This is a genomic window from Luteimonas sp. TWI596 (genome assembly GCF_039674105.1).
Lineage (GTDB): Bacteria > Pseudomonadota > Gammaproteobacteria > Xanthomonadales > Xanthomonadaceae > Luteimonas.
Genome location: NZ_JBDJMU010000026.1, coordinates 1 through 23,919, shown reverse-complemented (window position 1 = coordinate 23,919; position 23,919 = coordinate 1). Strand labels below are relative to the sequence as shown.

At 63.5% G+C, this 23,919-nt stretch carries 22 protein-coding genes and 2 tRNA genes; 11 read left to right on the top strand and 13 right to left on the bottom strand.

The window, feature by feature from the left end; all coding sequences use genetic code 11:
• Positions 1 to 446: 446 nt before the first annotated feature.
• From ABE487_RS15605 to ABE487_RS15590, 4 genes are all read right to left on the bottom strand, one after another.
• Positions 447 to 767, bottom strand: a complete 321-nt coding sequence (locus ABE487_RS15605; RefSeq protein ID WP_346452595.1) for a hypothetical protein — start codon at positions 765 to 767, stop codon at positions 447 to 449.
• A gap of 341 nt (positions 768 to 1,108) precedes the next feature.
• The gene (locus ABE487_RS15600) at positions 1,109 to 1,717 is read right to left on the bottom strand and encodes a hypothetical protein (RefSeq protein ID WP_346452594.1); all 609 of its coding nucleotides are present in this window, start codon (positions 1,715 to 1,717) and stop codon (positions 1,109 to 1,111) included.
• Between the two features lie 569 nt (positions 1,718 to 2,286).
• Positions 2,287 to 2,361, bottom strand: a tRNA-Val gene (locus tag ABE487_RS15595).
• 156 nt (positions 2,362 to 2,517) lie between these two features.
• On the bottom strand, positions 2,518 to 2,790 hold the full coding sequence (locus ABE487_RS15590; RefSeq protein WP_346445517.1) for a polyhydroxyalkanoic acid system family protein: 273 nt from the start codon (positions 2,788 to 2,790) through the stop codon (positions 2,518 to 2,520).
• Positions 2,791 to 2,894: 104 nt separating this feature from the next.
• On the opposite strand from ABE487_RS15590, the gene ABE487_RS15585 reads away from it, so the two are divergent.
• Complete coding sequence (locus ABE487_RS15585; RefSeq protein ID WP_346452593.1) at positions 2,895 to 3,698, top strand: FHA domain-containing protein; 804 nt, start codon at positions 2,895 to 2,897, stop codon at positions 3,696 to 3,698.
• A gap of 32 nt (positions 3,699 to 3,730) precedes the next feature.
• Positions 3,731 to 3,964, top strand: a complete 234-nt coding sequence (locus ABE487_RS15580; protein ID WP_346452592.1) for a hypothetical protein — start codon at positions 3,731 to 3,733, stop codon at positions 3,962 to 3,964.
• 22 nt (positions 3,965 to 3,986) lie between these two features.
• Here the strand turns inward: ABE487_RS15580 and ABE487_RS15575 are convergent, their stop codons facing one another.
• Together ABE487_RS15575 and msrP are read right to left on the bottom strand one after the other, a co-directional pair.
• The gene (locus ABE487_RS15575) at positions 3,987 to 4,577 is read right to left on the bottom strand and encodes a protein-methionine-sulfoxide reductase heme-binding subunit MsrQ (RefSeq protein WP_346452604.1); all 591 of its coding nucleotides are present in this window, start codon (positions 4,575 to 4,577) and stop codon (positions 3,987 to 3,989) included.
• Between the two features lie 59 nt (positions 4,578 to 4,636).
• Positions 4,637 to 5,602 (bottom strand): protein-methionine-sulfoxide reductase catalytic subunit MsrP, encoded by a 966-nt coding sequence (gene msrP, locus ABE487_RS15570; RefSeq protein WP_346452591.1) that lies wholly within the window; start codon positions 5,600 to 5,602, stop codon positions 4,637 to 4,639.
• A gap of 131 nt (positions 5,603 to 5,733) precedes the next feature.
• On the opposite strand from msrP, the gene serC reads away from it, so the two are divergent.
• The 3 genes from serC to aroA all read left to right on the top strand — a co-directional run bounded on the left by serC (position 5,734) and on the right by aroA (position 9,416).
• Positions 5,734 to 6,834 carry a phosphoserine transaminase gene (gene serC / locus ABE487_RS15565; protein WP_346452590.1) on the top strand — a complete coding sequence of 367 codons (1,101 nt, stop codon included), beginning with the start codon at positions 5,734 to 5,736 and terminating at the stop codon, positions 6,832 to 6,834.
• Positions 6,835 to 6,975: 141 nt separating this feature from the next.
• Positions 6,976 to 8,097: a prephenate dehydratase gene (gene pheA / locus ABE487_RS15560; RefSeq protein ID WP_346445522.1), complete on the top strand. Its 1,122-nt coding sequence runs from the start codon at positions 6,976 to 6,978 to the stop codon at positions 8,095 to 8,097.
• On the top strand, positions 8,094 to 9,416 hold the full coding sequence (gene aroA / locus ABE487_RS15555; protein WP_346452589.1) for a 3-phosphoshikimate 1-carboxyvinyltransferase: 1,323 nt from the start codon (positions 8,094 to 8,096) through the stop codon (positions 9,414 to 9,416). Before pheA ends, aroA begins: the two co-directional genes overlap by 4 nt.
• Before the next feature lie 82 nt (positions 9,417 to 9,498).
• Here the strand turns inward: aroA and ABE487_RS15550 are convergent, their stop codons facing one another.
• On the bottom strand, positions 9,499 to 10,071 hold the full coding sequence (locus ABE487_RS15550) for a TonB family protein (protein WP_346445524.1): 573 nt from the start codon (positions 10,069 to 10,071) through the stop codon (positions 9,499 to 9,501).
• Between the two features lie 76 nt (positions 10,072 to 10,147).
• The gene (locus ABE487_RS15545; protein WP_346452588.1) at positions 10,148 to 10,798 is read right to left on the bottom strand and encodes a TonB family protein; all 651 of its coding nucleotides are present in this window, start codon (positions 10,796 to 10,798) and stop codon (positions 10,148 to 10,150) included.
• A gap of 118 nt (positions 10,799 to 10,916) precedes the next feature.
• Between ABE487_RS15545 and serS the strand changes: the two genes are divergently transcribed.
• The 5 genes from serS to ABE487_RS15520 all read left to right on the top strand — a co-directional run bounded on the left by serS (position 10,917) and on the right by ABE487_RS15520 (position 14,730).
• Positions 10,917 to 12,197, top strand: a complete 1,281-nt coding sequence (gene serS, locus ABE487_RS15540) for a serine--tRNA ligase (protein WP_346452587.1) — start codon at positions 10,917 to 10,919, stop codon at positions 12,195 to 12,197.
• Positions 12,198 to 12,331: 134 nt separating this feature from the next.
• On the top strand, positions 12,332 to 13,333 hold the full coding sequence (locus tag ABE487_RS15535) for a LysR family transcriptional regulator (RefSeq protein WP_346452586.1): 1,002 nt from the start codon (positions 12,332 to 12,334) through the stop codon (positions 13,331 to 13,333).
• A gap of 82 nt (positions 13,334 to 13,415) precedes the next feature.
• A tRNA-Ser gene (locus ABE487_RS15530) sits at positions 13,416 to 13,505 on the top strand.
• Positions 13,506 to 13,589: 84 nt separating this feature from the next.
• Positions 13,590 to 14,582 (top strand): DUF6538 domain-containing protein, encoded by a 993-nt coding sequence (locus ABE487_RS15525; protein ID WP_346452585.1) that lies wholly within the window; start codon positions 13,590 to 13,592, stop codon positions 14,580 to 14,582.
• Positions 14,473 to 14,730: an H-NS histone family protein gene (locus ABE487_RS15520; RefSeq protein ID WP_346452603.1), complete on the top strand. Its 258-nt coding sequence runs from the start codon at positions 14,473 to 14,475 to the stop codon at positions 14,728 to 14,730. The genes ABE487_RS15525 and ABE487_RS15520 overlap by 110 nt, the downstream gene beginning before the upstream one ends.
• Positions 14,731 to 15,038: 308 nt before the next feature.
• Here the strand turns inward: ABE487_RS15520 and ABE487_RS15515 are convergent, their stop codons facing one another.
• From ABE487_RS15515 to ABE487_RS15500, 4 genes are all read right to left on the bottom strand, one after another.
• Positions 15,039 to 15,461 (bottom strand): DUF4279 domain-containing protein, encoded by a 423-nt coding sequence (locus ABE487_RS15515; RefSeq protein WP_346452584.1) that lies wholly within the window; start codon positions 15,459 to 15,461, stop codon positions 15,039 to 15,041.
• A gap of 3 nt (positions 15,462 to 15,464) precedes the next feature.
• Positions 15,465 to 16,346 carry an RHS repeat-associated core domain-containing protein gene (locus ABE487_RS15510; protein WP_346452583.1) on the bottom strand — a complete coding sequence of 294 codons (882 nt, stop codon included), beginning with the start codon at positions 16,344 to 16,346 and terminating at the stop codon, positions 15,465 to 15,467.
• A 2-nt stretch (positions 16,347 to 16,348) separates the two neighbouring features.
• The gene (locus tag ABE487_RS15505; RefSeq protein ID WP_346452582.1) at positions 16,349 to 20,206 is read right to left on the bottom strand and encodes a hypothetical protein; all 3,858 of its coding nucleotides are present in this window, start codon (positions 20,204 to 20,206) and stop codon (positions 16,349 to 16,351) included.
• A gap of 234 nt (positions 20,207 to 20,440) precedes the next feature.
• Entirely contained in the window at positions 20,441 to 22,351 is a 1,911-nt protein-coding gene (locus ABE487_RS15500) for a hypothetical protein (RefSeq protein WP_346452581.1), read from the bottom strand.
• A 548-nt stretch (positions 22,352 to 22,899) separates the two neighbouring features.
• Between ABE487_RS15500 and ABE487_RS15495 the strand changes: the two genes are divergently transcribed.
• Positions 22,900 to 23,133 (top strand): hypothetical protein, encoded by a 234-nt coding sequence (locus ABE487_RS15495; RefSeq protein ID WP_346452580.1) that lies wholly within the window; start codon positions 22,900 to 22,902, stop codon positions 23,131 to 23,133.
• Between the two features lie 298 nt (positions 23,134 to 23,431).
• Here ABE487_RS15495 and ABE487_RS15490 read toward each other — a convergent pair.
• Positions 23,432 to 23,919, bottom strand: a 488-nt coding sequence (locus ABE487_RS15490; RefSeq protein WP_346452579.1) for an LA2681 family HEPN domain-containing protein, incomplete at its 5' end; no start/stop codon positions are given.

Sequence of the window (23,919 nt, the reverse complement as noted above, 5' to 3'; positions counted from 1 at the left end):
CTGGTGTAGACGATGGCCGCGTCGGCCGCTATGGGCATGAGCGGTGGACGCGCGCCGACAACGCGCTGAGTGGTACCAAGGCCGTTACGCTCGCGATACCGCGTAAGAACTACGCGGGCACAAAAGTGTTCCTAGTGGACGTGATGAATCTTGAAGGCTTGCCTATCGCAGTGCGTGCGCATGCACCAAGCATCTGCTGCCGTCTCAGCATGCGCGCAAAGGCGAGACTGGGAAGAAGGAAGCTGCCACCAGCGCTGCGAGCACCATCGCCAACAGCGACAGCGCAGCCCGCTCCATAATAATCACCGCCACGCGGAGGCGTGAGCATCAGCTAACAACCGGTGCAGACGGTCGGGTGATTCTGACGATCGGGAATTAGCCACTGGTGCCTCGCCTTAAAAAGCGGCAGCAATTGCGGAGCTTCTTGTGGAGTCTTGAAACTGTATTTAGGCGGTGCGGGTTTGAATGTCAACTTCTCTAGGATGCATACAGTTAGGTAGAGCTTGGCACACATCTAGAAAATTAATACTTCTCGCTGGATCGTTCGCAACATGTGCAATCAATTGTGCGGCAATATAGGAAAGCGAATTTGTCGTCCTTAGCATCCACGCCAACAACTCTTCTTCAAAGCCTTCAAGCGACCTAATAATCAGACGAAGACCGCCGTGCGTATACGAGTTCAGAGCATTCCACGCCTTCTCTTTCAATGCTAAGAGCGACTTGGGTAGGGCGGGCTCCGCAGAGGACGCAGCCAGGTCATTGAGCATCTCGAAAACTCTTGGGAAATGTACTGGTTCCCAGCCTGAGCCGCGTGCGGGTGGAGATGCGAGCTTCCTGACCCATGGGTCGGTGGCAGCGTAGAAAATTCAAGTGCCTCGCAAGACGGCTTCGTACTGTAATCGCACAAGAGCTAAGGCTGACGTTGGATTGTCTATTGAAAGAAGATGCTGGAAAGCTGAGCCATGCTCTAAAGAAATGCGCCCGTACGAGAATGCAGAGTTGGTACGCGCGCTAATCGGAGTCGCTCGTTCTTGATTGCCCTGTAGCACCAATCGCAAAGCGTTGTGGAAGGTGTCAGAGCTATCTAGCAAGCTCTGAAAATATGCACTCATGCTGGTGTTCCAGCGATGCCTTCTGGATCAAGAACCGCCATGTGCGCTGCGCTTCGCACATAAAGAGTGAATTGCCCCCCGTTCGTAACGTACGGGGTGCCGAACGCAAGAAGGTACTTGCCGACTAAGTTGGAGATGTTTGGAACTCGAAAGCGTGCGCATACTGCAGGAATCAGGTTCTGCCCAATGTTGAGAGCGATTTTATCGCCGTCGCGACCAGCAAAAGTGTTGAGATACTTTGATCCATCACGCCGCCACGTTGATGAAGCGACGGGAATTCCCCAAAAGCCATGATAGTTGTGCGCATGTAGTTCCGGGGTAGCACTGTCAAAGTTGACAAAAAACCTATTGGCGGGCGAAACGCTCCCATCTGGCAGCACAATTTCGACGGTGCTTGTGCGAAACGCGCGGGATACAACCAGTAAGTTCAGCAATCGCTTAGGGCCTCGTTGAACGGTGGTTCCGACAGGTGCGCCACCGCCGATGTGCCTATTTCCGCCCCGTTGCTCGCGCGCAGCACCGTCACCTCCTTCACCTGGCTCGTCAGCATCATTCGCAAGCGCCAATTTGATTCTCTGACGGTCAGCCTCCCAGCGCTGGACCACGTCGTCGCCCTCCGGCCCCCACGGCCCCTCGCCACGAACCGCCAATTCGCAGTCGGGTGCGTGCGGTCGCCCGGCAAAGCAGGCGTCATGTCCGTTACTACTCGCTTTCCTGAAGTGCGCAGGCCCACCGCACCCGAGACAGGTGAAAGAACGCCGTTGGGCAGAGATGGTGACAGGAGGGAGGCGCGAGAAATCCCAAGCCGTAGTAGTCAGGCCGGTGACAGTTGACCTTGCTTCCTGCATGGCTTCGTCTCTGACGCGCGCTGTTCTACTCAGTCTGCCACGGAAATTGGAGCAATCAAGATGCGATGCCAACGGAGTCAATCCCGGTCGCCAGTAGCCACGCTTCCGGCGGTGGCTCATGCGCGCGAATGACTCCGGTGGGACGTCGCACGTTGCTGGCGTGGTCAGCGATGCGCGCAGCGTGGCGCATGACAGTCAGAAAAGATGCGCAGCCGAGGGTAGAAGTGACCAACACCAATGCAGTTGAGATGCTGTTAGCGTCAGCGGTGAGCATGGCTGTGAACGGCGCCGGCAAAAAAAAGCCCTGTAAAAACAGGGCTTTAAAGTGGTGGGCGGTGCAGGGTTCGAACCTGCGACCCTTGCCGTGTGAAGGCAATGCTCTACCGCTGAGCTAACCGCCCGAAACACTGTCGCCCGGACTTGGGAACGTCGCCGCTCCGGTGTCCGCATCGCCGGGGTCGCAAGGCCGCCGGTGCGATCGGGACGCGCATTCTACGGTCGAATCGATGCGCCGACAAGCTGTACGTGCAGGCGTGTGGCCGGCGCCGTCGGTGCGCTCAGAATCGCTCCGACAGCACGCGGCGGATCTCGGCCTCGATTGGGCCGCGCATCGCCGCGAGCAGGAAGCCCAGCTTGGCGGTCACGTGCAGGCTGTCGGGCAGCAGGGCGATCGCGCCATCGACGCCGGAGCGGTTGAAGTTGAGCGTGTCGCCGCTCCACGTGTACTTCATGTCGAAACGCTCGGCCAGGGTCCGCGCGACGTCTTCGACGGCGCTGCGCGCCTGCGCCTGCGGCAGGGAGTGGGGATGGGTGATGTCGATACCGGACATGTCGGTCGCTCTGCCTGGGTTGGGCGCACATTCTGCGGTGCCGCGGCGCATCGACCAAGTGAGGGATGCGGCGCGCGCCGCCGCTCGTGCTAGATTTCCGCCGCATGACTGCGCTCAAGCTGCGATTTCCCGGCTCCTCGACCGATGATCTGCCTCTCGATGCGGGCGAGCTCGGGCTGGGTCTGCGCGCCGACGGCGCCGGACTCGGCCCCGTGACGACCGACGCGGCCTGCGTGCGCGTGTGCGTCGATCGCCGCGGCGTCTGGCTGACGGTGGGCGAGGAGGCTGGCGGCGTGCATGTCAACGGGCGGCGCATCCAGCGCGTGGCGATGCTGCGCGCCGGCGATGCGATCTTCGTCGCCGGCCACGAGCTGCGCCTGCTTCCCGAGCAGCCGCCCGCGCCGCCGTCGGCGGCGGACGCGCCGCAGGGCGATGGGGCTGACCCCGATCCGCGCCTGGTGCTGCGCGGTCTGGGCGGTCGTTATCACGGGCGCTGCTTCACGCTCGACCGCGCGCGCCTGATCGGTCGCCAGTCCGATGCCGACATCCGCATCGACGATCCGGGCTTCGCCGATCGCCATGCGCGCCTGGAGCGAGTAGGCGAGCGGGTGCGGCTGATCGACTTGGGCTCGGCGGAGGGCAGTGTGGTCAATGGCCAGACCGTGCGCGATGCGCTGCTGCAGCCCGGCGATCAGATCGTGTTCGATGCCCACCATCGCTTCGTCGTCGAAGCGCCGGCCCGCGGCGGCGTGGTCACCTTCGGCCATGGCCCGGCGGACGAATTCGACGATGGGCCCGATCCGTTCGATGTTCCGGCGGCCGGGCGCCTACGGTTGCCCTGGCTGCTGCTCGCGGCGGTGCTGCTGGCCGCGGCGCTCGGCGCGCTATTCCTGTTCGGGGCCGGTTGAGCCGGCACGCGTTTTTTCGAGGAGCGATCAATATGTTTGCCTTCAGCCTCTGGCACCTGCTTATTCTGTTGTTCCTGGTCGCGATCTTCGCCGGTGTGGTCGGCCTCATCGTCTGGGCGATCGTGCGCAGCCAGCGCAGGCCGCCGCCCGCCCTCGACGAGGGATTGGTGGCGCAGGTGGCCGCGCTCGACCGCCTGCATCGCGAAGGCGCGATCGACGCGACCGAACACGCACGTCGCCGCGCGGCCTTGCTGTCGGGCCGCTGACGCCTTCGGCTGCGGATGACCGTCAGCGCACCGCAGCGCGTCGCCGCGCCAGCGCCTTCCATACCCGCCAGCCCAGCAGCAGCGCCAGCAGCCCGGCATAGAGCGCGGGCTCGCGCCAGTCGGATTTCACGATCCACCAGAAATGCAGCACCGCCAGTGCGGCGATCGCGTAGACCAGGCGGTGCAGGCGGCCCCAGTTGCGGCCCAGCCGGCGCATCCAGCCGAGCGTCGAGGTCACGGCCAGCGGCACCAGCAGCAGCCATGCCAGAAAGCCCACGGTGATGTAGGGCCGGCGCGCGATCTCGGTGGCCACCTGCGACAGGTCGCCGACCAGGTCCAGCGCCAGCCAGGCCGCGAAATGCAGGCTGGCGTAGGCGAAGGCGTACAGCCCGAGCATTCGCCGAAAGCGCAGCGGTGCGGTCCATCCCGAGATCTGCCTGAGTGGCGTGATCGCCAGCGTGATCAGCAGCAGGCGCAGGGCGCCGATGCCCAGTTCGTGCTCGATCGCCACCACTGGCTCGGCGCCGAGCGCATCGATGTTGCCGCCCCCGAGCACGCTCCACACGCGCCAGCCCAGCCAGGCCAGCGGCGCGAGCGCCAGCGCGTGGACCATCGCCTTGCCGGCGATGATGCCGGGCGGCGTCTCGCGGCGCTTGGGGACGCGCGCCGGGCTCAATACCACTTGCGCAGATCCATGCCGGCGTAGAGCGAGGCGACCTGGTCGGCGTAGCCGTTGAACGGACGGGTGTCGATACGGTTGGCGAGCAGCCGGTTGGTGCCGGCAATCCGGCGTTCGGTCTTCTGGCTCCAGCGCGGGTGGTCGACCGCCGGATTGACGTTGCTGAAGAACCCGTACTCCGACGGCTGCAGGTCGTTCCACGCGGTGCTGGGCATGCGCTCGACGAACCGGATCTGCACGATCGACTTGATGCTCTTGAAGCCGTACTTCCACGGCACCACCAGCCGCAGCGGCGCGCCGTTCTGCTGCGGCAAGGCCTTGCCGTATAGACCGGTGGCCAGGAACGCGAGCGGGTGCATGGCCTCGTCGATGCGCAGACCCTCGCGATATGGCCAGCGGATCGAGCGGAAGCGCAGGCCCGGCATCTGCTCGCGGTCGGCCAGCGTGGTGAAGGCGACGTACTTGGCTTTGGCGGTGGGCTCGAACCGACGCAGCACCGCGGCCAGCGGCACGCCGGTCCACGGGATCACCATCGACCAGCCTTCCACGCAGCGCAGGCGATAGATGCGTTCCTCGCTGGCGATGCCGCGCAGCAGGTCCTCCAGTGCGATGCGCCCGGGCTTGGCACATTCGCCGGCCACCTCCACGCGCCAGGGCGTTGTGCGCAGGGTCTTGGCCGCGCGCGAGGGATCGGCCTTGCCGGTGCCGAACTCGTAGAAGTTGTTGTACGAGGTGATGTCCTCGTAGCGAGTCAGCGGCTCGTCGGTGCGAAAGCCGCTGCGCGCCTGCGCCGGGGTGACTGGGGCCGTGCTGGGCGGCGGTGGCTCGGCATCCGCGCAGCCGGCCAGGCTGAGCGCCGGGGTCGCGGCCAGCAGGGCGAGCAGGCGACGGCGGTCGCGATAGACCGCCTCGTCGGTGATGTCGGACTCGGGGATCCGCAAGGCGTCGCGCAAAGACATCGCTGGCTCCTGGCGCGTGCGCGCCGTAGATGGGGCAACGCGGAATACGTTGCCATCGCAACCATTGCCCGCGCGTCAAGGCTGCTGCACTGCGGCATACTTGCCGGCCTGCAAACGAGCGGAGTCGAGCGATGGCGCGAGCCTACAACTTTGCCCCTGGACCTGCGGCATTGCCTGAAAGCGTGCTGAAACAGGCCCAGGCCGACATGCTCGAGTGGGGCGATGCCGGCGCCTCGATCGTCGAGATGAGCCACCGCGGGCCGGAGTTCATGGCCGTGGCCACGCGCGCTGAAGCCGATCTGCGCACGCTGCTCGCGGTGCCCGACGATTACGCGGTGCTGTTCCTGCAAGGCGGGGCGACCACCCAGCAGGCGCTGATCGCGCTGAACTTCGCGGCGCCCGGCGACACGCTCGACTACGTCGTCAGCGGCCATTGGGGACGCACCGCGCTGCGCCAGCTCACCCCGGCGGTCGCGGTCAACATCGCCGCCAGTGGCGAGGCCGATGGCTTCCGCACGATCCCGGGGCGCGAAACTTGGCGCCTGACCCCGGGCGCGGCCTACGTGCACATCACCGCCAACGAGACCATCCACGGCGTCGAGTTCCGGCCTGCCTGGGGGGCGCCCGCGCCCGACACCGGCGATGTCCCGTTGTTCGCCGACTTCAGCTCCAGCATCGCGTCGGAGCCGATCGACATTAGCCGCTATGGCCTGATCTATGCCGGTGCCCAGAAGAACCTCGGGCCGGTCGGTCTTTCGGTCGTGGTCGTGCGGCGCGACCTGCTCGAGCGGGCGGGCCAGCCGCGCGCCGACATCTTCAACTACGCCTCGCACCTGGCCAACGACTCGATGCTCAACACCCCGCCGACCTGGAACTGGTATCTGGCCGGCCTGGTGTTCCGCTGGATGCTCGACCAGGGCGGCACCGCCGAGTTCGACCGCCGCAGCGACGAGAAGGCCGGACTGCTGTACGCCGCCATCGATGGCTCGGACGGCTTCTACCGCAACGAGGTCGCGCGCGATGTGCGCTCGCGCATGAACGTGCCGTTCTTCCTGGCCGATTCCGCGCTCGATGCCGACTTCCTGGCCGGCGCGCGCGAGGCCGGGCTGATCGGGCTCAAGGGCCACCGGGTACTCGGCGGCATGCGCGCGTCGATCTACAACGCGATGCCGGTCGACGGTGTCCGCGCGCTCGTCGCCTACATGCAGGATTTCCAGCAGCGGCGGGGGTGAGCGGCCACGTCCTGCCATTAGGCATCGCAGTGTCCGCGAACGCCCGGCGATGGAGGGCCGGGCAGCGAGCTGGACCGACGACATCGCGGCGCCGCCGCGCTGCACGACCGTAACCAAGCCCCGATTTTTGAGAGACCATTGATGGCCGCCAAGCCGAAGAAGAAAGCCGCCGACAAGCCCACGCCGCCGCCCGATCTGGCTGCCGTGCGCGCGCAGATCGACGGTATCGACCACCAGATCCAGACCCTGATCGCCGAGCGCGCGCAGTTCGCGCGCCAGGTCGGCAAGGCCAAGGGCAAGCTCGCCGCCGCCGTCGACTATTACCGGCCCGAGCGCGAGGCCCAAGTGCTGCGGCGCGTGGTCGACCGCAACGACGGCCCGCTGTCGGACACCGAACTGGTGCGGCTGTTCCGCGAGATCATGTCGGCGTGCCTGGCCCAGCAGGAACCACTGAAGATCGGCTACCTGGGGCCGGAAGGCACGTTCTCCCAGCAGGCGGTACACAAGCAGTTCGGGCACTCGGCGATGGGCCTGCCACTGGCGAGCATCGAGGAGGTGTTCGACGAGGTCGCCGCCGGCCATGCCGATTTCGGCGTCGTGCCGGTCGAAAATTCCGGCCAGGGCACGATCCAGTCCACCCTCGACCTGTTCCTGACCTCACCGCTGCGCATCTGCGGCGAGGTCGAACTGCGCGTGCACCAGTATCTGCTCTCGCGCACCGGCCGGCTCGATGAGATCGAACGGGTGTATTCGCACGGGTTGTCGCTGGCGCAGTGCAAGGGCTGGCTGCGCCAGAACCTGCCGCAGGCCGAAAAACACGCGGTGGTCAGCAATGCCGAGGGCGTGCGCCGGGCGCAGAAATCTGACGATGCCGCGGCAATTGCCGGCGAGAACGCCGCGCACGTCTACGGCATGAAAGTCATCGCCGGGCCGATCGAGGACCGCAGCGACAACACCACGCGCTTTCTGGTCATCGGCCGCGGCGCCTTCCCGCCGTCAGGCAACGACCGCACCTCGCTGATGGTCTTCATCCGCGACCAGCCCGGCGCGCTCTACCGCATCCTCGAGCCGCTGGCGCGGCGTGGCATCAGCATGAACCGAATCGAATCCCGGCCTGCGCACGGTGCGCTGTGGCAGTACGCCTTCTTTATCGACGTCGCCGGCCATGTCGACGAGTCCCCGCTCAAGGACGCGCTCGGCGAGATCGACGCCTTTGCCGGCGATGTCCGGGTGCTGGGGTCCTACCCGGTGGCCGTGCCATGACCGCCGCACGCTGGATCGCCACCGCCGGCGCGCCGCTGCGCGGCGAACTCGACGTGCCCGGCGACAAGTCGGTCTCGCACCGGGCGATCATGCTCGCCTCGCTGGCCGACGGCACCTCGCGCATCACCGGGTTCCTCGAGGGTGAAGACGCCCGCGCCACCGAGGCGATCTTCCGTCGTCTCGGTGTGTCGATCGAAACCCCAACCGTGGGGGCGCGTGTCGTCCATGGCGTCGGCATCGACGGTCTGCGCGCCGCCGACGGCCCGCTCGACTGCGGCAATGCCGGCACCGGCATGCGCCTGCTGGCCGGCTTGCTCGCCGGCCAGGCCTTCGATAGCGAACTGGTTGGCGATGCGTCGCTGTCCAAGCGGCCGATGCGGCGCGTCACCGAGCCGTTGGCACGCATGGGCGCCCGCATCGACACCGGCGAAGGCGGTGTGCCGCCGCTGCGCGTGCACGGCAAGCAGCGCCTGACCGGCGTCGAGTACGAGAACGCGCTCGCCAGCGCACAGGTCAAATCGGCGCTGCTGCTCGCCGGCCTGTATGCCGAAGGCCAGACCGTGGTTCACGAGCCCAGGCCCACCCGCGACTACACCGAGCGCATGCTCGCGGCGTTCGGCTGGCCGATCGAGTTCTCGCCGGGGCTGGCGCGGCTGTCGGGCGGGCATCGCCTGCGCGCGACCGACGTGCACGTGCCCGCGGACTTCTCGTCGGCGGCGTTCTTCCTGGTCGCCGCGTCGATCGTGCCCGGTTCGGACCTGTTGCTGCGCCGCGTCGGGATGAATCCGCGCCGCACCGGCTTGTTGCATGTGCTGCGGCTGATGGGCGCGGACATCGAAGCCTCGAATGCCGGCGAGCAGGGCGGCGAGCCGGTCGCCGACCTGCGCGTGCGCCACGCACCGCTACACGGTATCGATGTGCCGGAAGTGCACGTGTCGGACATGATCGACGAGTTTCCGGCGCTGTTCGTCGCCGCCGCCTGCGCCGATGGGCCGACCCGCGTGACCGGCGCCGCCGAACTGCGGGTCAAGGAGTCGGACCGCATCGCGGTGATGGCCACCGGACTGCGCACGCTCGGCATCGCGATCGACGAGGCGCCCGATGGCGCGACGATTCCTGGCAACGCCGGGGCAGGGGCCGTGTTCGGCCGTGGTGAGGTCGAAAGTCACGGCGACCATCGCATCGCGATGGCGTTCGCGGTCGCCGCGCAGCGTGCCGTCGGCGAGGTCGCGATCTGCGATACCGCCAATGTTGCGACCTCGTTCCCCGGGTTCGTGCCGTTGGCGCGCGGGGCCGGGTTCGGGCTGCTGGGCGACTGAAGTATTGGCGGCGTCCAGCCGCCCGCTGTGATTGAAGCCTGCTCCCCGCATAAGGAGGAGCAGGCCACAGCCAGGAAGGCACTCAGTTGCGTGCGGTGGTGCCCGGCTGGTCTTCGAGGGTGAAGTCGACCGGGACCCGGACTGAACTCGCCTCAGGCTTGCCGTTGCGGATCGCCGGCTCGAACGTCCAGTTCCGCGCTGCTTCCATCGCGGCGCGGTCGAGATCGCGCGAGCGGCTGCGTTGCTCGACGCTGATGTCGGTCGGCTTGCCTGCGGCGTCCACCTGGACGAGCAGCGTGACCGAGCCTTCTTCTCGATTGCGCAAGGCTGCGGCCGGATAGGCGGGGCGCGGCTGGTCCACCACGCGGGCCGGCCGATCCGCTGGCGCGGTAGGCGCCGAGAGACGTGACGTCCGTTCGGGCGTCCGCGCAGGCTCGCGCTCGGCCGGCGGCGTAACGCCATCACCGATTGCCGGTGGCGGCGGCAACGGCTCGCTCTGCGGCATGTCGCGCTTGCTCAGCAAGTACCAGCCCAGCGCCACCAGCGCCACCAGCAGCAGGATCCAGATCAGCGGGCTGGAGCCTTTGCGTGGCGGCTCGGGCGGTGGGGCGGCCGGAGGGGGCACATCGTCGGGACGCCGCATCGGATCGCTCATCGTCATCGCTCCACGCCGGAAGATGCGCTGAGCCTCCCACCGCCGATGTCGAGGCCTTGTCAGTGCCGACCGGGGCTCAGGAATCGTTTGCGGGCGAGAACGCGATCGGCACGCGCACCTCGCCGGGGACCGGCCGACCGGCGCGCATCGCCGGTTCGAAGCGCCAGCGCCGCACCGCGCTGACCGCGGCGCGGTCCAGGCGCGCGTGCCCGCTGCCGGCGATCACATCGATGCCCGCCACGCGGCCATCGGCGCCCACCTGGACCCGCAGCATCACATCGCCGGTTTCGCCCCGCCGCAGCGATGCGCGGGGATAACGAGGCTGCGGCGTGGACAGTGGCCGCGGTGTGCTGTCGGCGGCCTGCGCGGTCGCCTCCGGCGGTGGCGTCGTCGGCGCAGGCGCCGGCCCGCTCGCGACCGGTGGCGAGATCGTCGCAGGTGCGCCCTGAGGCGCGCCGTCCGACGGGCCGAAGCGCCCGCTGGCTCCGTCCGCACTGGCCGGCAGCGGCGCCGGCAGCGGCGTGGCAGCGCGATCGGACGCGTCCGGCGGACCGTCGATCGCGATGTCGCCGACCGACGCGCGCGTGTCGCGCTGCTGCCACCACAGCCATGCGAACAGCAGGCCGCCCAGCGCGCAGGCCGCCGCGATCATCAGCCACGCGCGGCGGGTCGGCAGCCACTGCCGGAACGCATGACGGGGGCGCGGGGCGGGCGAGGGTGCGGACACGGCGGGCTCCAGCGAACAGGGCGCCCGATTCTGTCACACGCCCGCCGCGCAGCCGCCGCTTCGGCGCATCGCCGATCCGGGCGATAATGCCGCTCCCGCTTTCGATGACGACGCCCCGATGCTCGATCCCAGCCTGCTGCGCCAACACCTCGCCGACACCGCCGCGCGCCTGCGCGACAGCCGCGGGTACGACCTGCCGGTGTCGCGTATCGAGTCGCTGGAGGGCGAGCGCAAGCAGATCCAGGTCCGCACCCAGGAGCTGCAGAACCTGCGCAACACGCGCAGCAAGGCGATCGGCCAGGCCAAGGCGCGCGGTGAGGATGTTGCCCCGCTGCTGGCCGAGGTCGCCGGCTTCGGCGACGAACTCAAGGCCAGCGAGTCACGGCTGGACGGCATCAAGGCCGAGCTCGAAGCGTTGACCTTGAGCGTGCCGAATCTGCCCGATGCCAGCGTGCCGGTGGGGCGCGACGAGGCCGACAACGTCGAGCAGGCGCGCTGGGGCACACCGCGCAGCTTCGACTTCCCGGTCCGCGACCACGTCGAGCTCGGCGCCCGCGATGGCTGGCTCGATGCCGAAGCTGCCGCCAAGCTCAGCGGCGCCCGCTTCACCGTGCTGCGTGGTCAACTCGCGCGCCTGCACCGCGCGCTCGCCCAGTTCATGCTCGACCTGCATACCGGCGAACACGGCTACGAAGAGACCAGCGTGCCGGTGATCGTCAACGCCGACAGCCTCTACGGCACCGGCCAGTTGCCCAAGTTCGAGGAAGACATGTTCGCCACCGCGCTGGGCGAACAGACGCGCTATCTGATCTCCACCTCCGAGATCTCGCTGACCAACCTGGTCCGCGACGAGATCGTCGAGGCCGAGCGGCTGCCATTGCGCATGAGCGCGCATTCGCTGTGCTTCCGCTCCGAGGCCGGCAGCCATGGCCGCGACACCCGCGGGATGATCCGCCAGCACCAGTTCGAGAAGGTGGAGATGGTCTCGGTGGTGCGGCCGAGCGACAGCGACGCCGAACTCGAGCGCATGACCCGGTGCGCCGAGACCGTGCTCGAGCGCCTTGGGCTGCCGTATCGCCGCATGCTGCTGTGCAGTGGCGACATGGGCTTCGCCGCGCGCCGCACCTACGACCTCGAGGTCTGGCTGCCCTCGCAGCAGACCTACCGCGAGATCTCCTCGTGCTCGAACTGCGGCGACTTCCAGGCCCGCCGCATGCAGGCACGCTGGCGCAATCCCGAAACCGGCAAGCCCGAACTCGTGCACACCCTCAATGGTTCGGGCCTGGCGGTGGGCCGCACGCTGATCGCGGTCATGGAGAACTTCCAAAACGCCGACGGCACGATCGAGGTCCCCGAGGTGCTGCACCCGTACATGGGCGGCGTGACCCGCCTGGGCTGACGGGCGTCGGGGCCGGGCGCCGTCACTACAGGGCGCGATGAACCGCCGGGAAAGCCGCCCGGCGGAATTCGTTGTGGAAATAGGATGGAAGTGGTCCAATATCGCCTATTGTCCTGATAGCAAGGCGGCTCCCCATGCAGGATCTCAACGATCTCTATTACTTCGCCATGGTGGTCGAGCATGGCGGCTTCGCCGCGGCCGAGCGGGCGCTCGGGATCCCGAAGTCCCGGCTGAGCCGGCGCATCAGCCAGTTGGAAACCGAACTGGGCGTGCGCCTGCTGCAGCGCTCGACCCGCCGATTCGCCGTCACCGACGTCGGCCAGAGCGTGTTCCGCCATGCGCAATCGATGTTGGCCGAGGCGACCGCCGCGCGCGAGGTCGTCGACCGGCTCAGCGCCGAACCGCGCGGCCTGGTCCGCGTCAGCGTGCCGGTGAGCATCGCCCAACAGTCGATTCCGCAGATGCTGCCCGAGTTCCTGGCCCGCTACCCGCAGGTGCGCGTGCAGTTGCACGTGAGCAATCGCCGCGTGGACGTCATCAACGAGGGCTTTGACGTCGCCGTGCGCGTGCGCGCCAAGCTCGACGACGACGGCAGCCTGGTCATGCGCAGTTTCGGCCAGATCCAGGAACTGCTGGTCGCCAGCCCCGGCTATCTCGATCGCATGGGCCGCCCGAAGGACCCGGACGAACTCAGCCAGCACACCACGATGAGCATGGGCGAGGACGAGGTGAAGCAGCGCTGGGACCTGCAGGCCGCCGACGGCACCACCCGCCGCGTGGAGCTCAAGCCCCGCGTCGCCGGCTTCGACTTCCCGATGCTGATGGCGCTGGCCAAGCAGGGCCTGGGTATCACGATGCTGCCCGAGACCCTGTGCGCCGAAGCCGTGCGCAATGGCGAACTCGAGGTCGTGCTGCCCGACTGGCACCTGCCGCAGGGCATCGCGCACGCCGTGTTCGCCTCGCGCCGCGGCCTGCTGCCGGCGGTCCGGGTGTTCATCGACTTCCTGGCCGAGAAGCTGCCCCCGCTGATCGAAGCCTCGAGCCTGGATTGCCGCAACTGCGACCGCAAGGGTCGTGATGGCATTTCGGTGCCCGCACCGCGCATCGCACAAGGCGCGCGTGCGACAATGGCCTGAGCCGGCGCCTGGGCCGCAAGTCCAGCGCCGGTCTGGCACGACCGCGCAATGCGTGGTGCCGTGAGGACGTTTCACCCCAAATGGAGAGATGGCCGAGTGGTTTAAGGCAGCGGTCTTGAAAACCGCCGAAGGGTCAAACCTTCCGTGGGTTCGAATCCCACTCTCTCCGCCAATCCCTTGCAAGTCGTTGTAATAAAACGGCTTTTTCGGTGTATTCGAAATCGAAGTCGGGACACAGCTCGGGACACATCCCGACATGCGCATCCCGCACTATCTGATCAAAGGCCCTAGCGGCAACTTCGTGTTCCGCCAGCTGGTCCCGAGGCGCCTCCAGGCGATCCTCGGTCGGCGCGTCATCAAGCATGCGCTCCGCACGTCCAATGTTCGATTGGCGCAGCAGCGGGCGCTCGCGTTCGCCGAGCGGTATGCTCAGGCCTTCGAAGAGATCGGATGGCAGGGAATGCCGAAGGCACCGAGCGCAGAGGACGTGCTGGCGAGCGTGGCCGGAAGCGGCCTCTCGCGCTACGAGATTGACCTCTCGACCGGGCGCATTCGCGTCGACGGGCCGGACGATCATGCTTTGTCGATGGACGCTCTGGCGAAGATTGGAGCGGTGGGTCTGCTGCGGCCCATGCCGCCTGCCTCAGTGTCGACGCTCGCCGCTGCAGAGGCTGAGCCGAAATCCTCGGTGCCTGCGCCTATCTCGATGAAGCTCGCAAAGGCGGCGTGGCTGAAATCCTTGGAGCCGAGCACGACCAAAAAGACCTTGATCATCAAGGGCTCGGCGATTGAGGATCTCGTGCGCTTTGTGGGCGAAAGCCGCGGACTCCACACGCTGACCCGTGCGGACCTTGCTGGCTGGTATCATCACCTGCGCGACCAAGGCATCTCGACCCCGACCCTTACGAACAAGCAGTTTTACGTGGGCGGGCGTAATGGATTCTTCGCCTGGGCAATGGCGTCGGGGCACTACCCAACCGGGGATAACCCCGCGAAAGGCCACATCTCGTTACGGCGAACGAGAAGCGGAAGCGCCGCAAGTTCGGCTTCAAGGCGTTTACTCGCGAGGAGATCGCGGTCCTTTTCGCCCCTGAGCACATTCGACGTCGCGCCGCAAGCAGCTCAAGAAGCGCAAGCCAATCGGAGCTGTTCGGGCAAAGATCGAGGCGGCGGCGAAGGCGGCGGGCTATACGATCGAAGAGCTTTTCGGCGCGTCCGGGAAGTCCGCGCCAGCTGCAAAGGCGAGTAAGAAGTCGACGGCCGGCTCCAAGGTTTCCCCGAAATATCGCAATCCCCAGAACGCGGAGCAGACGTGGTCGGGCCGTGGCCTCAGGCCGGTCTGGCTGCGCGACGCGATGAGCGCAGGCGGGGCGAAGCTCGAAGACTTCGCGATCTGACGATTGCCTGTCGCCGAGAGCGTGCCTCGGCGTCGTGATCACCATAATTGCCCTAGGTTCCGGGCGGATCGACTTCGCCATTACAAGGGAGCGGCGCTCCTCGATCCTGGTTAAGCCTCGCTTCCCCTAAGCAGGCGTCCCGGAGGACAGCTAGTGTTCGTCAGCGCTGCTTCTGCTGGAACGGATCCGAAAAGAATTTCGAAGTTTAAACCGTAAGCTCGGCCGCCTAGTCCCGATTCTCGCCACAATGAGCGCAGCCAAACGTGAACCGGAGGGTTCACTAGCCCAAGCGAAGGTGGCCGCAGGACCTACGCCGCTACGACGGCCGCCGTGAACTCAAAAGGCAGTCCGAGCTCAGCTAGCGCTGAGATCGAAGTGACGTCGAGCTGAAATGCGCAATCACCGCCGCCTTCCTCATTCGCCTCGACTAGAACAAGCAAATCCACATAGGCAATTTCCACTCCGGGAAGTCGATCTAAATCCACATCAGCTCGCAGCAGCCTCTGAGCGATCGAAGCGATCGCGGATCCGATGCCTTCGATGGCTTCTCCCTTAAACGACAGCACCCAGATCCCCGTCTTCTCTACCACCTCTGCACCGCTCTTAGTCGTCCAGCGCTTTCCTTTCTTGTGCGCGCGATCAGACTCCACCATCAGCAGCCTCGAGATCTGCTCGGGGTCGATGTGGTCTCCCTTCAAGTAAACAGAAATCTGAAACGACTCGTTGCTCATGACCTAGCTCTCATTCAAATTTCCAACCACTTCACCCTGGGGATTGACCACATCACCAGTCTCTGGGTTAGTCCCGTAGTTGTCCTTGCCCTTGCCCCCGCCTTGACCCTTGTCTTTTTGCTTGATGTCATGGAATCGTCGGCGACCCTCTGCCGCGCTCTTGCCGTTTCGCCGCCCCCACTCTTCCGCGCCTCGATCGCCTGCCCAGTACCCAGGCGCATGCGCTCTTGACTCATAGTCAAACCTATTTTCACCACAGAGCTCACCCCCGCAGGGATGCGGCGAGAAAAGATACAAGAATGGACCCGATGCCAGCGCTCCGCCCGCTGCAGACAGGCTGAGCCCCCAAGGAACGCCTCGAGTGGCGGGGACCGTCACCGGGATCTGGATCGGGCGAACACCATAGACTTGGACTGACGACAGGCGGGTTGGCTCGTCGCCCTCATCACTAGTGCCGCCCATTGTTCCTGCAACGCCTGAGAGGCGACCGTCTGGATCGACGAGCGTGTAAGGGTTACTGCTTGCGTATCTGTACCTATGGAACTGATCGATAGAGCCAAGGTAGGCGGTAACTGGGTCGACCGACAAGAACAGCCCGAGTTCGGGGTCGTAGTAGCGCTGCTGCATGTAAACAAGCCCAGTCGCCGTGTCTTGCGCGTGCCCTCCATAGCCAAGCCCATCATTGGGAGCCACGCCTAGCCGCTGACCGAATGGCTCGTACTCTACCTGCAGGACAATGGTTCCGGCAGCATCAGTCTCAGCGACGACGCTACCGAGCTCGTCGGTATGAACGTAAATAACTGTCTGTGCTTGAACAGAGCCCATCCCTACAAGTAAGAGTGCAGTGAGACAAGAGCGGCGGATAGCAGCCGCGAAGAAGCTCATTCTCATCCTTGGTTCTCCGACGACGTATCTTGATCCGAATAAGGCCTGATCGGTCCCGGGCCGGGCTGAGGACCGCCAGGGGGCGGAATCATTCCTTGGATCGTCTTGATCGCAGACCAACCACCACAGCCAAGCGCGTTGCAATAGCGAACTCGGTAGGAGAACGAGGTGTAGAGATCGCGCATCGTCATAGCACGATTTGTCTGCGGCCCGTAGTAGGCACTCGTCCAAGCCCCGTTGTTGGCACGCTCCATCAACTCGTAGTTGAAGTCGGTCGCCGACCCAGAGATCTCAGACCAGCTCACGATGAAATCACCAGGAGCCCGCGATGTCGGCACGGTCAAATTGGGAGCCGCGGACTGCACCACAGTGATTGCAGCAATGCCCGACCACGTGCCACACGCTGACTCATTACAGGCCCGAGCGCGATACTGATATTTGCCGCTTGCCCTATCTCCTACAACTAGCTGTCTCTGCGCGCCCTGGTAAGCAGGTCGCCAAGCGGAGTTGTCGGCGAGCTCCTCAAGTTGATAGGAGCTCGCACCAGTCGACTCCGTCCAGCTGACGGTATACGTGCCATTGATCGATCGGTTTGGCAGTGTGACTGTTGGCGCGGAGGGCAGATCTGCGGAAACTTGTACGCTCGCGATGCTTGACCAGTTTCCACAACCTGCCAAGTTGCACGCTTGCACACGGAAGTCATACGTGCCGCTTGCCTGTCGGATGAGCATTTGGCTGAGGCCAGGCGCGTCATGCGCGACGGACCAGGCACCTTGCCCCAGACGCTCTTGTAGGAGGTAGCGACTTGCGCCCGGAGCTGACGTCCAGCTCACTACAATGTTGGGCGATCCTGCAACTAAAGATGCGGTGAGCTGCGGGGCGGACTGCGGCGTGACGACCAAAGAAGCAACCGCTGACCAGTCGCTACATCCCCGGTCGCTACACGCTCGCACGCGGTAACTGTGAGTTCCACCGATGCGCCCTGAAACAGCAATTGAGTTTTCAGATCCTTGGTGAATAAGCGCCCAGTCCGCACCCACGAGCCGTTCTTGAAGCTCGTATCGCTCTGCCAGCGCAGAGCTCGTCCAAGAGACGTCAAAGCTGCCCAATCCACTGCTCGATGGAATCGTCAACGCGGGAATACCTGGAAGCGCCAGCGCGACAACGATCTGCTGCTCAGTCGACCAAACGCTACACGTCGTCATGCAGTGACGGACACGATAACGGTAGATACCGTTGGCGCGGCCAGAAAACGCTCGCTCCTTGGCCGGTCCCGTGTAGACGTCCGCCCACGAGCCGCCTTCGAACGACTCTTCCAGCCCGAATGTGCCGCCGCTAGCACCAGCACTCCAGCTTACTAGGTAGCTACCCGAGGCACTGCCAGCGGGCACGGTAAGATCAGGTGCCGGGGGCGGCGGAATGGCGACTTCCACCCACCCTTCGTTAGACCACCCACCGCACACAGTCGCGCAGCCGCGCACGCGGTACCCATAAACGCCGCTCGCATGTGTCAGATCTATGCTGAGACTCGCCGTATCCGAGATACGATTCCAAGGCCCTTCGCCGCGCCACTCTTCCAGCTCGTACCGCGATGCAAAGCGAACCGAACTCCAGCTCACGGCGAAGCTCCCGGTCGTGCTCAGTGCGGGGGCCGCCAGCTGGGGGACATCAATCTGGATGGGCGTCTCGACGCGAGCGATCTGCTTTCCCGAGAGGTAGATGATTTCGCTCGTCACGCCTCGGTGTTCGTCCCGCTGAAATCGCAAAACGCCGTCATGTCCGTAGATCGAGTAGATGCCTTTCCCGGCCCTAATGGATTGAACGCGTCGACCGTGTCCGTCGTAGCGGTACTCGTCGGCGCCGGCTACAGAGCGCAGGCGGTTGCCATAGTCAAACTGGAAGCTTCTCCCATCCTTCGAAGCGAGGTTTCCCTGAGCGTCGTAGCTAAGCGACGACACAGAGCTCCCGCCAGGCGTCGAAAGCGAGCTGAGCTTGTTGCTTGCGTCATAGTGGTATACATGCTGCCTTGCATTCGGCCCACCACTGACGCTGAGGCTCCGGATGTTGTCGAGCGCGTCGTAAGAGTAGGACGCCGTGCCGAACATTGGAGATGTAGTATGGATAAGGCGGTCAAGCGCGTCATACTGCATCGTCCGATCACCGCGATTTCCCGCGCGAGCATCGCTAATTGCTGCGACGTTTCCGTTCGCGTCATAGTCAAGACTGTCATCACGAACTACTGACGCCCCCATCAGATCTTGACTGCGATCGACAAGTCCACGCGTGTTTTGGGTCATCGAATGGCTGACGCCGTTTCCGTAAACGAACTGCTTTAGCGCCCCATTCGGATGGTAGTGCGCGCCTATTGCAAATGCGCTTGCCTGAGTGGCTTGCCCTAAAGCATTGGGGAAATAGTCGATGCGCATCGCGGTGAGAGAATGATTATGACTGGCTAAGTGACCGTTTGCGTCAAATCCATAACCAAGACCCCAGGCGACCTCACCGACTCCCATTGCCTCACCCGTGACCATTCCGCGCTTGTTTCGGGTGTAGACAGTCGTAGCCACTCCTGCGCCACCGTTGTCCACGACGGTTTGAGACAGCAGGCCTGTTGGCGTAAACGAATTGTCGGTGTTTCCGAGGCCGTCAGGAAAGCGTACCGAAATTTCTCTACCCCTCGCATCGTACGCGCGCTCAACCCTTCTACCCCCGCTATAAGCTTCGGCAGTATTGCACTGCCCTGTGTCGGCGAGCTCATGATGACCAGCTGCATGCCACGCGACGTTTCCCGAAAGGTCGTAAGCTATTACTGTCGCGCCGGTTTCCGGCTCAACGATCTTACAAAGCTGCTGATATTGGTCATAGACGAACGAACGCCTGACGGAATGGGTGCTGCCGAAGCCTCGGCGCGCGATTGACGTAGGCCTTCCGAAGCTGTCTCGCGCTGTTTCCTCAACGATGTGTTCGAGGGTCCCGTATCCGATGTTCTCTACAACCGGATAGCTGTATGTCGGCTCCGACCACGCGCGGTAATCGGTGATCGTAACCATGCCGCGGGCGTTGACACTCCGGCGCTTGAATCCAGGCAAGTACTCATACGTGGATACGAGGGGACCATGTTCAGTATCTGCAGTAATCGAGGTCGGACGAGAGATACTGTCGTAAGTCGTTCGGACCCCTGCAGCCGCGCTCGCCCCGTGGCTAGGGTATGAAGCGAAGGATGTAGAGCCATTCCACTTAAAGCTCTTTCGAACAAATCGCTGCGTGCCGATCTCATTTCCTGCGTCGAACTCCCTCACCAAGACAGGCCGCAGGAGCGCGTCGAAGTAAGTGATCTTCCGGCCGTTTCCGGTGGAAGTGACTTGCCTCCAGTGGCCAGGCGCAATGCCCCACTCATCGGCCCATACCTGCTCGTGAAGGTGCTGCGTGGCGTTCCAGCTCGTTGAATCTCCCGATGGATAATCAATTCGCGAAAGCCGCCCAGCCGCATCGTAGGAGTAAATTGTCGTCGCCCCGAGTTCATCGACCACTTGATCGATCTGCCCAGTATCTCCAACTTGAATTGAGACCGAGCTACCTGAGGGCGAATCCGGCGTAGCGGGGTACGAGATCAGCTGAGGGAGGCCACGCTTCCAGTTCGAGTAGCTTGTCTGATGATTGCCTCCATCGCGAATCGATTGAATCGTGCCGTCGTTATTGTAGGCAAGCGTTCTCACTACGCGGCCAGACTCCCGAACAACAGAAGGGCGCGCTGATCCGTCGTAGTCAACGGCTGAGATGTCAACGCCATCGATCGAGACTTTCGATTCTTGGCCCAACGCCCAGAGCGCTGCGTTATCGTGATACTCGATCTGCCTCACCCGCGATGCTTGAGCCCACGCCGAAGAGGGCAAAATGACCCCAACGGCTAATGACACCCCGAGAAGCCGTCGTGCCAACGCAGGCCGCGCACAGCGCTCTGAGCGCGCGCACGCGCGGCTTGCCGAAGATCCGTAATCACGGATGCTAGAATTCATGACGTTTTCCCTGGTTACTGCGCCTGCGACGCAACCAAACAGATGACGACTGGTGGTCGCCACATCGCTTACGACCAATCAGTTTGCTGAGGAGCTCTCTTCTATCCGCAGCGGCCGCGCGAACTGATCAAAGTGCGTGGTGAGCGCAGAGAATCGAACACCGTCTTGAATCACTTCCCGCCTTACTAATGGCCAATGGAGCTCCCATTGCCTCGGCGAAATCGCGTTATAGCTGCTCCGCATGTTTCCAATGCGAGATGGATATGCGCCCGTGCTAGGACCATAGGTGTAAACGGTCGACCGCACGGGGGCGCCGAAGGTCTCGTCTGCGAACGTGTCTTCCCGTAGAAGCTTGTTTTCATATTCATGAAAGCCGACATACCCCACGCTAATCCGACTGACGGTTGCATCCGGATTAACGGTATAGAGAGATGCGTGGGCAGGCATCTCATAGAAGTAGAACACAGGTGGTATGGGAACGATCTGAGACAGGCCGGGCCAAGAGTCAAAGACATCCGACGTGTAGTGATAGCGCCAGTTATCGTCTACACCAGGGCCAAACACTCGCTTGCCAATGAGCTGATAGGCGCCATAGCGCCTAGAGCTCTCGACGACCTCATACCCGTTCCAAGAGTCGGCGCGCGCGAATCTCTCTGCCTGCGGGCCCGCCAGCCCGGCCCTGAGGGTAAATTCTGCAGTTGCGCCGTGGGGAGACGTTATCTGTCCTGAGACCGTAGGAAGCGGCGCTCCTGAATTCTGGTATGCAGTGATTGCGTGCGCATACAGCCAGCAATCTTCGTCTACATGTGATTTTGTATCACAGACGTTGCTAAGCAAATCCAAACGAAGGTCCCAAGCGCTCTGATCCGGAAGCGTGACTTTCCTGAGGTTGACCGACATCGTATCGAAGGTGGTGCGGCTTCTTCCGTTAGAATGCTTAGCGTAATCATAGCTATAGACCCGCCTCAACGCGCTATCTGGCTGAATTACGACTTGGCTTACGTAGCTGTTCGTAACACTTGTTGGGGAATAGCTGTTCCCATTCAGCACGCGATGGGTCATCACGCGTGGCGACCATATGATTTCTACCTCTCGACCATCGCTCGCAGTTATTCTACGTAGCATCCTGCCGGCATAGGTGAGCGTGAGATAGTTACCGCTTTTATCTTCAATCCGTGTCGGAAAAAGCTTGCTTTCGACTACCGAGAACACCTGGTACTCAGGGGTAGGGATAAAGCCACCTCCCTCACCATAATTGATACTCTTCCGAAACGGCGCATCGGACACCAGCCAATCGAACCAGTACTTTGTGCCATCGGTGTCGACGACCAAGAATCCCTCGCCGCCTTGCCCGCTCTTTATGCTCGGCAGGCACCCTACGGCCAATCTTTCTTTTGTGGTCAAGGGAAAACTTGCGACGCCTCCAATCGTGCCGGTGGGCGACGACGGATTCTCAGCGCCGCGCGCAAGCAACTTTTGGGTAGGCCTGCCGGGGATGTTGAGATTGACACCTGGCCACCATATTCCAGAGGTTGTCGGCGGTGGCGCTCCCATCGCTGAGCATCGCAAGCCAGGCGTCGTGCCGGAAGCGATCCAAGTCGCGGAATTGTTCGGCCACACGCCTTGTGAGGCGTTCGCAGGCATTTCAGTAGATAGATGCGGAACATCGAGCTGCCAATCTGCGAACGCCTTCGTGCGAAGCCAGTTTGCCGGCGACCTCGATAGCACGTCGAAGCTGCGTGATATTTCGATCGTGGGTCCCGTTCCGGGGTAAACCACGTCCGTCACGCGAAACGATAGGTTTCCATCTGCCGGACTGACTGAATCTCCAAAAGCAGTCTGTCCAGAGGTGGCCGGCAGCGCCTTTTCCAGAGCGCGCTGCGTCAGCTCATAGCCCGGGTTCAGCCGTTCAGCGAGCGCCGGCGTGATGAGCGCCATCTGCAAGGAAAACGTTGCAGCTACAGAAGCTGCGAGTCCTTTAAGTGCCATGTCTCTCCTTCCAAACGCGGCAATGCATCGCGAAGAGAACTTGAGACGCCGCCAACCTGAGCCATGCCAACGGCATGCTCAATTCGCTCAGCAACACAGTCTCCCCCTGTCGTGCGTTGCTGAGAACTTGGCTAGCACCGTTGCAGCTTAGTGCAACCTGAACAGAGATTGCAAGCGCTCGCGGGCTGCTGTCGACACTTGCGACCACTGCACGGGGCTAGGCATAAGAGCCTAGGTGCCCCTATCGCCCCCGGAGCAGCTTGACGTGGATGTTCGAGGGGAGAACCACAGGAATCTTGATCTGCGATTGATTCGGGCCGGACGGACTGCGCTCGCAGACCGCTTGAGTGCGCTGTTGCGATGCGAAGCTCACGGCACAGGCCAACGGGCGCAACTGCTTCTGCCCGGACGCGCGCTCAGCAATCCGGCACTTGGAGCGACCGCTACCCACGCGTTCGCTACGCAGAAGTGAATTCTGGTAGGGCGCACGATTGACAGCGCGCCGAAATGCCCTAGGAATCGTGCACCAAGAAGCGGAGCCGTGCGCCATGGAATACGACGAGGATGATAGCTTTGTGGACGAGATCGACTTGGACCACATCGACTTGGACGACGAGTTCGCTCTGCGCACTGCGATCGTCGAGTCGGCAATCGCCAGGACCGAGGCGCTGGGCTATTCGATCGGGCACCGCCTGAGGTCTCTGAGTGATTGCTACATTCTGCGCGATCTCACTGACGACGAATTCCAGGCTCAGATCGTGCCAGTCAATTCACGACATTGAGCCACTTGCTGGGTGGCCCGCTGAGCGGGACCTACCGCGTGGCTATCGCTTCCAGTCGTCATCGAACGTGCCCAGGTGCATCGGCATCGTGAGGCCCTCCCGCGATCGCGTTCGCTCCTCATGGTGCATCGCGAGGGACAGGTAGATCAGAGCAGACCTGGCAAGTTGGAGAAGGCGCAGCGTGCGTCGCTCCAAGTCCCCCCCGACTGATCGCCGGCACCTCTGCATCGCTGCCATTTGGGATCGAAAATCCGTCTTCCAAGACGCGTAGGAATCGGTGTTCGATCAGATTTCGTAGTTAAGCAATCCGTCTTGCGTCCGGCTCCAGAAGATCCTGCGCTCCTTCTTCGAAGAGATCCTTGCTGAGCCAGTAAAGCCCTCGCAGTGGCCAGTTCTTGGAGCCTGCAATGCGCGATCTAAGCGCCTTGTTCTTGCCCTCAGTCCACACGGCGCGGAAGTTTACCTGACGTGGCCCCATACCAAGAGCAAGATATCGGTTGAGGAAAAAAGCAATCTTGTCGAAGATGGAATAGGCCACGCGAAACGCCATCTTGAGTTGCTCGGTTGCGAGCCCGAAAGCGGGGTAGTCGAGCGTGTTGAGGAGTAAGACGTCGCGATCTGAAAAGTGAGCTTCCTCGCTTTTGCCTGACTCCCAAAGCATGAACCTAGCGGACACGGCAGACTCAACTTCCAAGTGCAACACCCGGCGGAGTGTAGGGTGTCGCGATGGGAAAACAGTACAGCCACCTGAGCGCGGAAGAGCGCGCAGTGCTTCAGGTCGAGCGC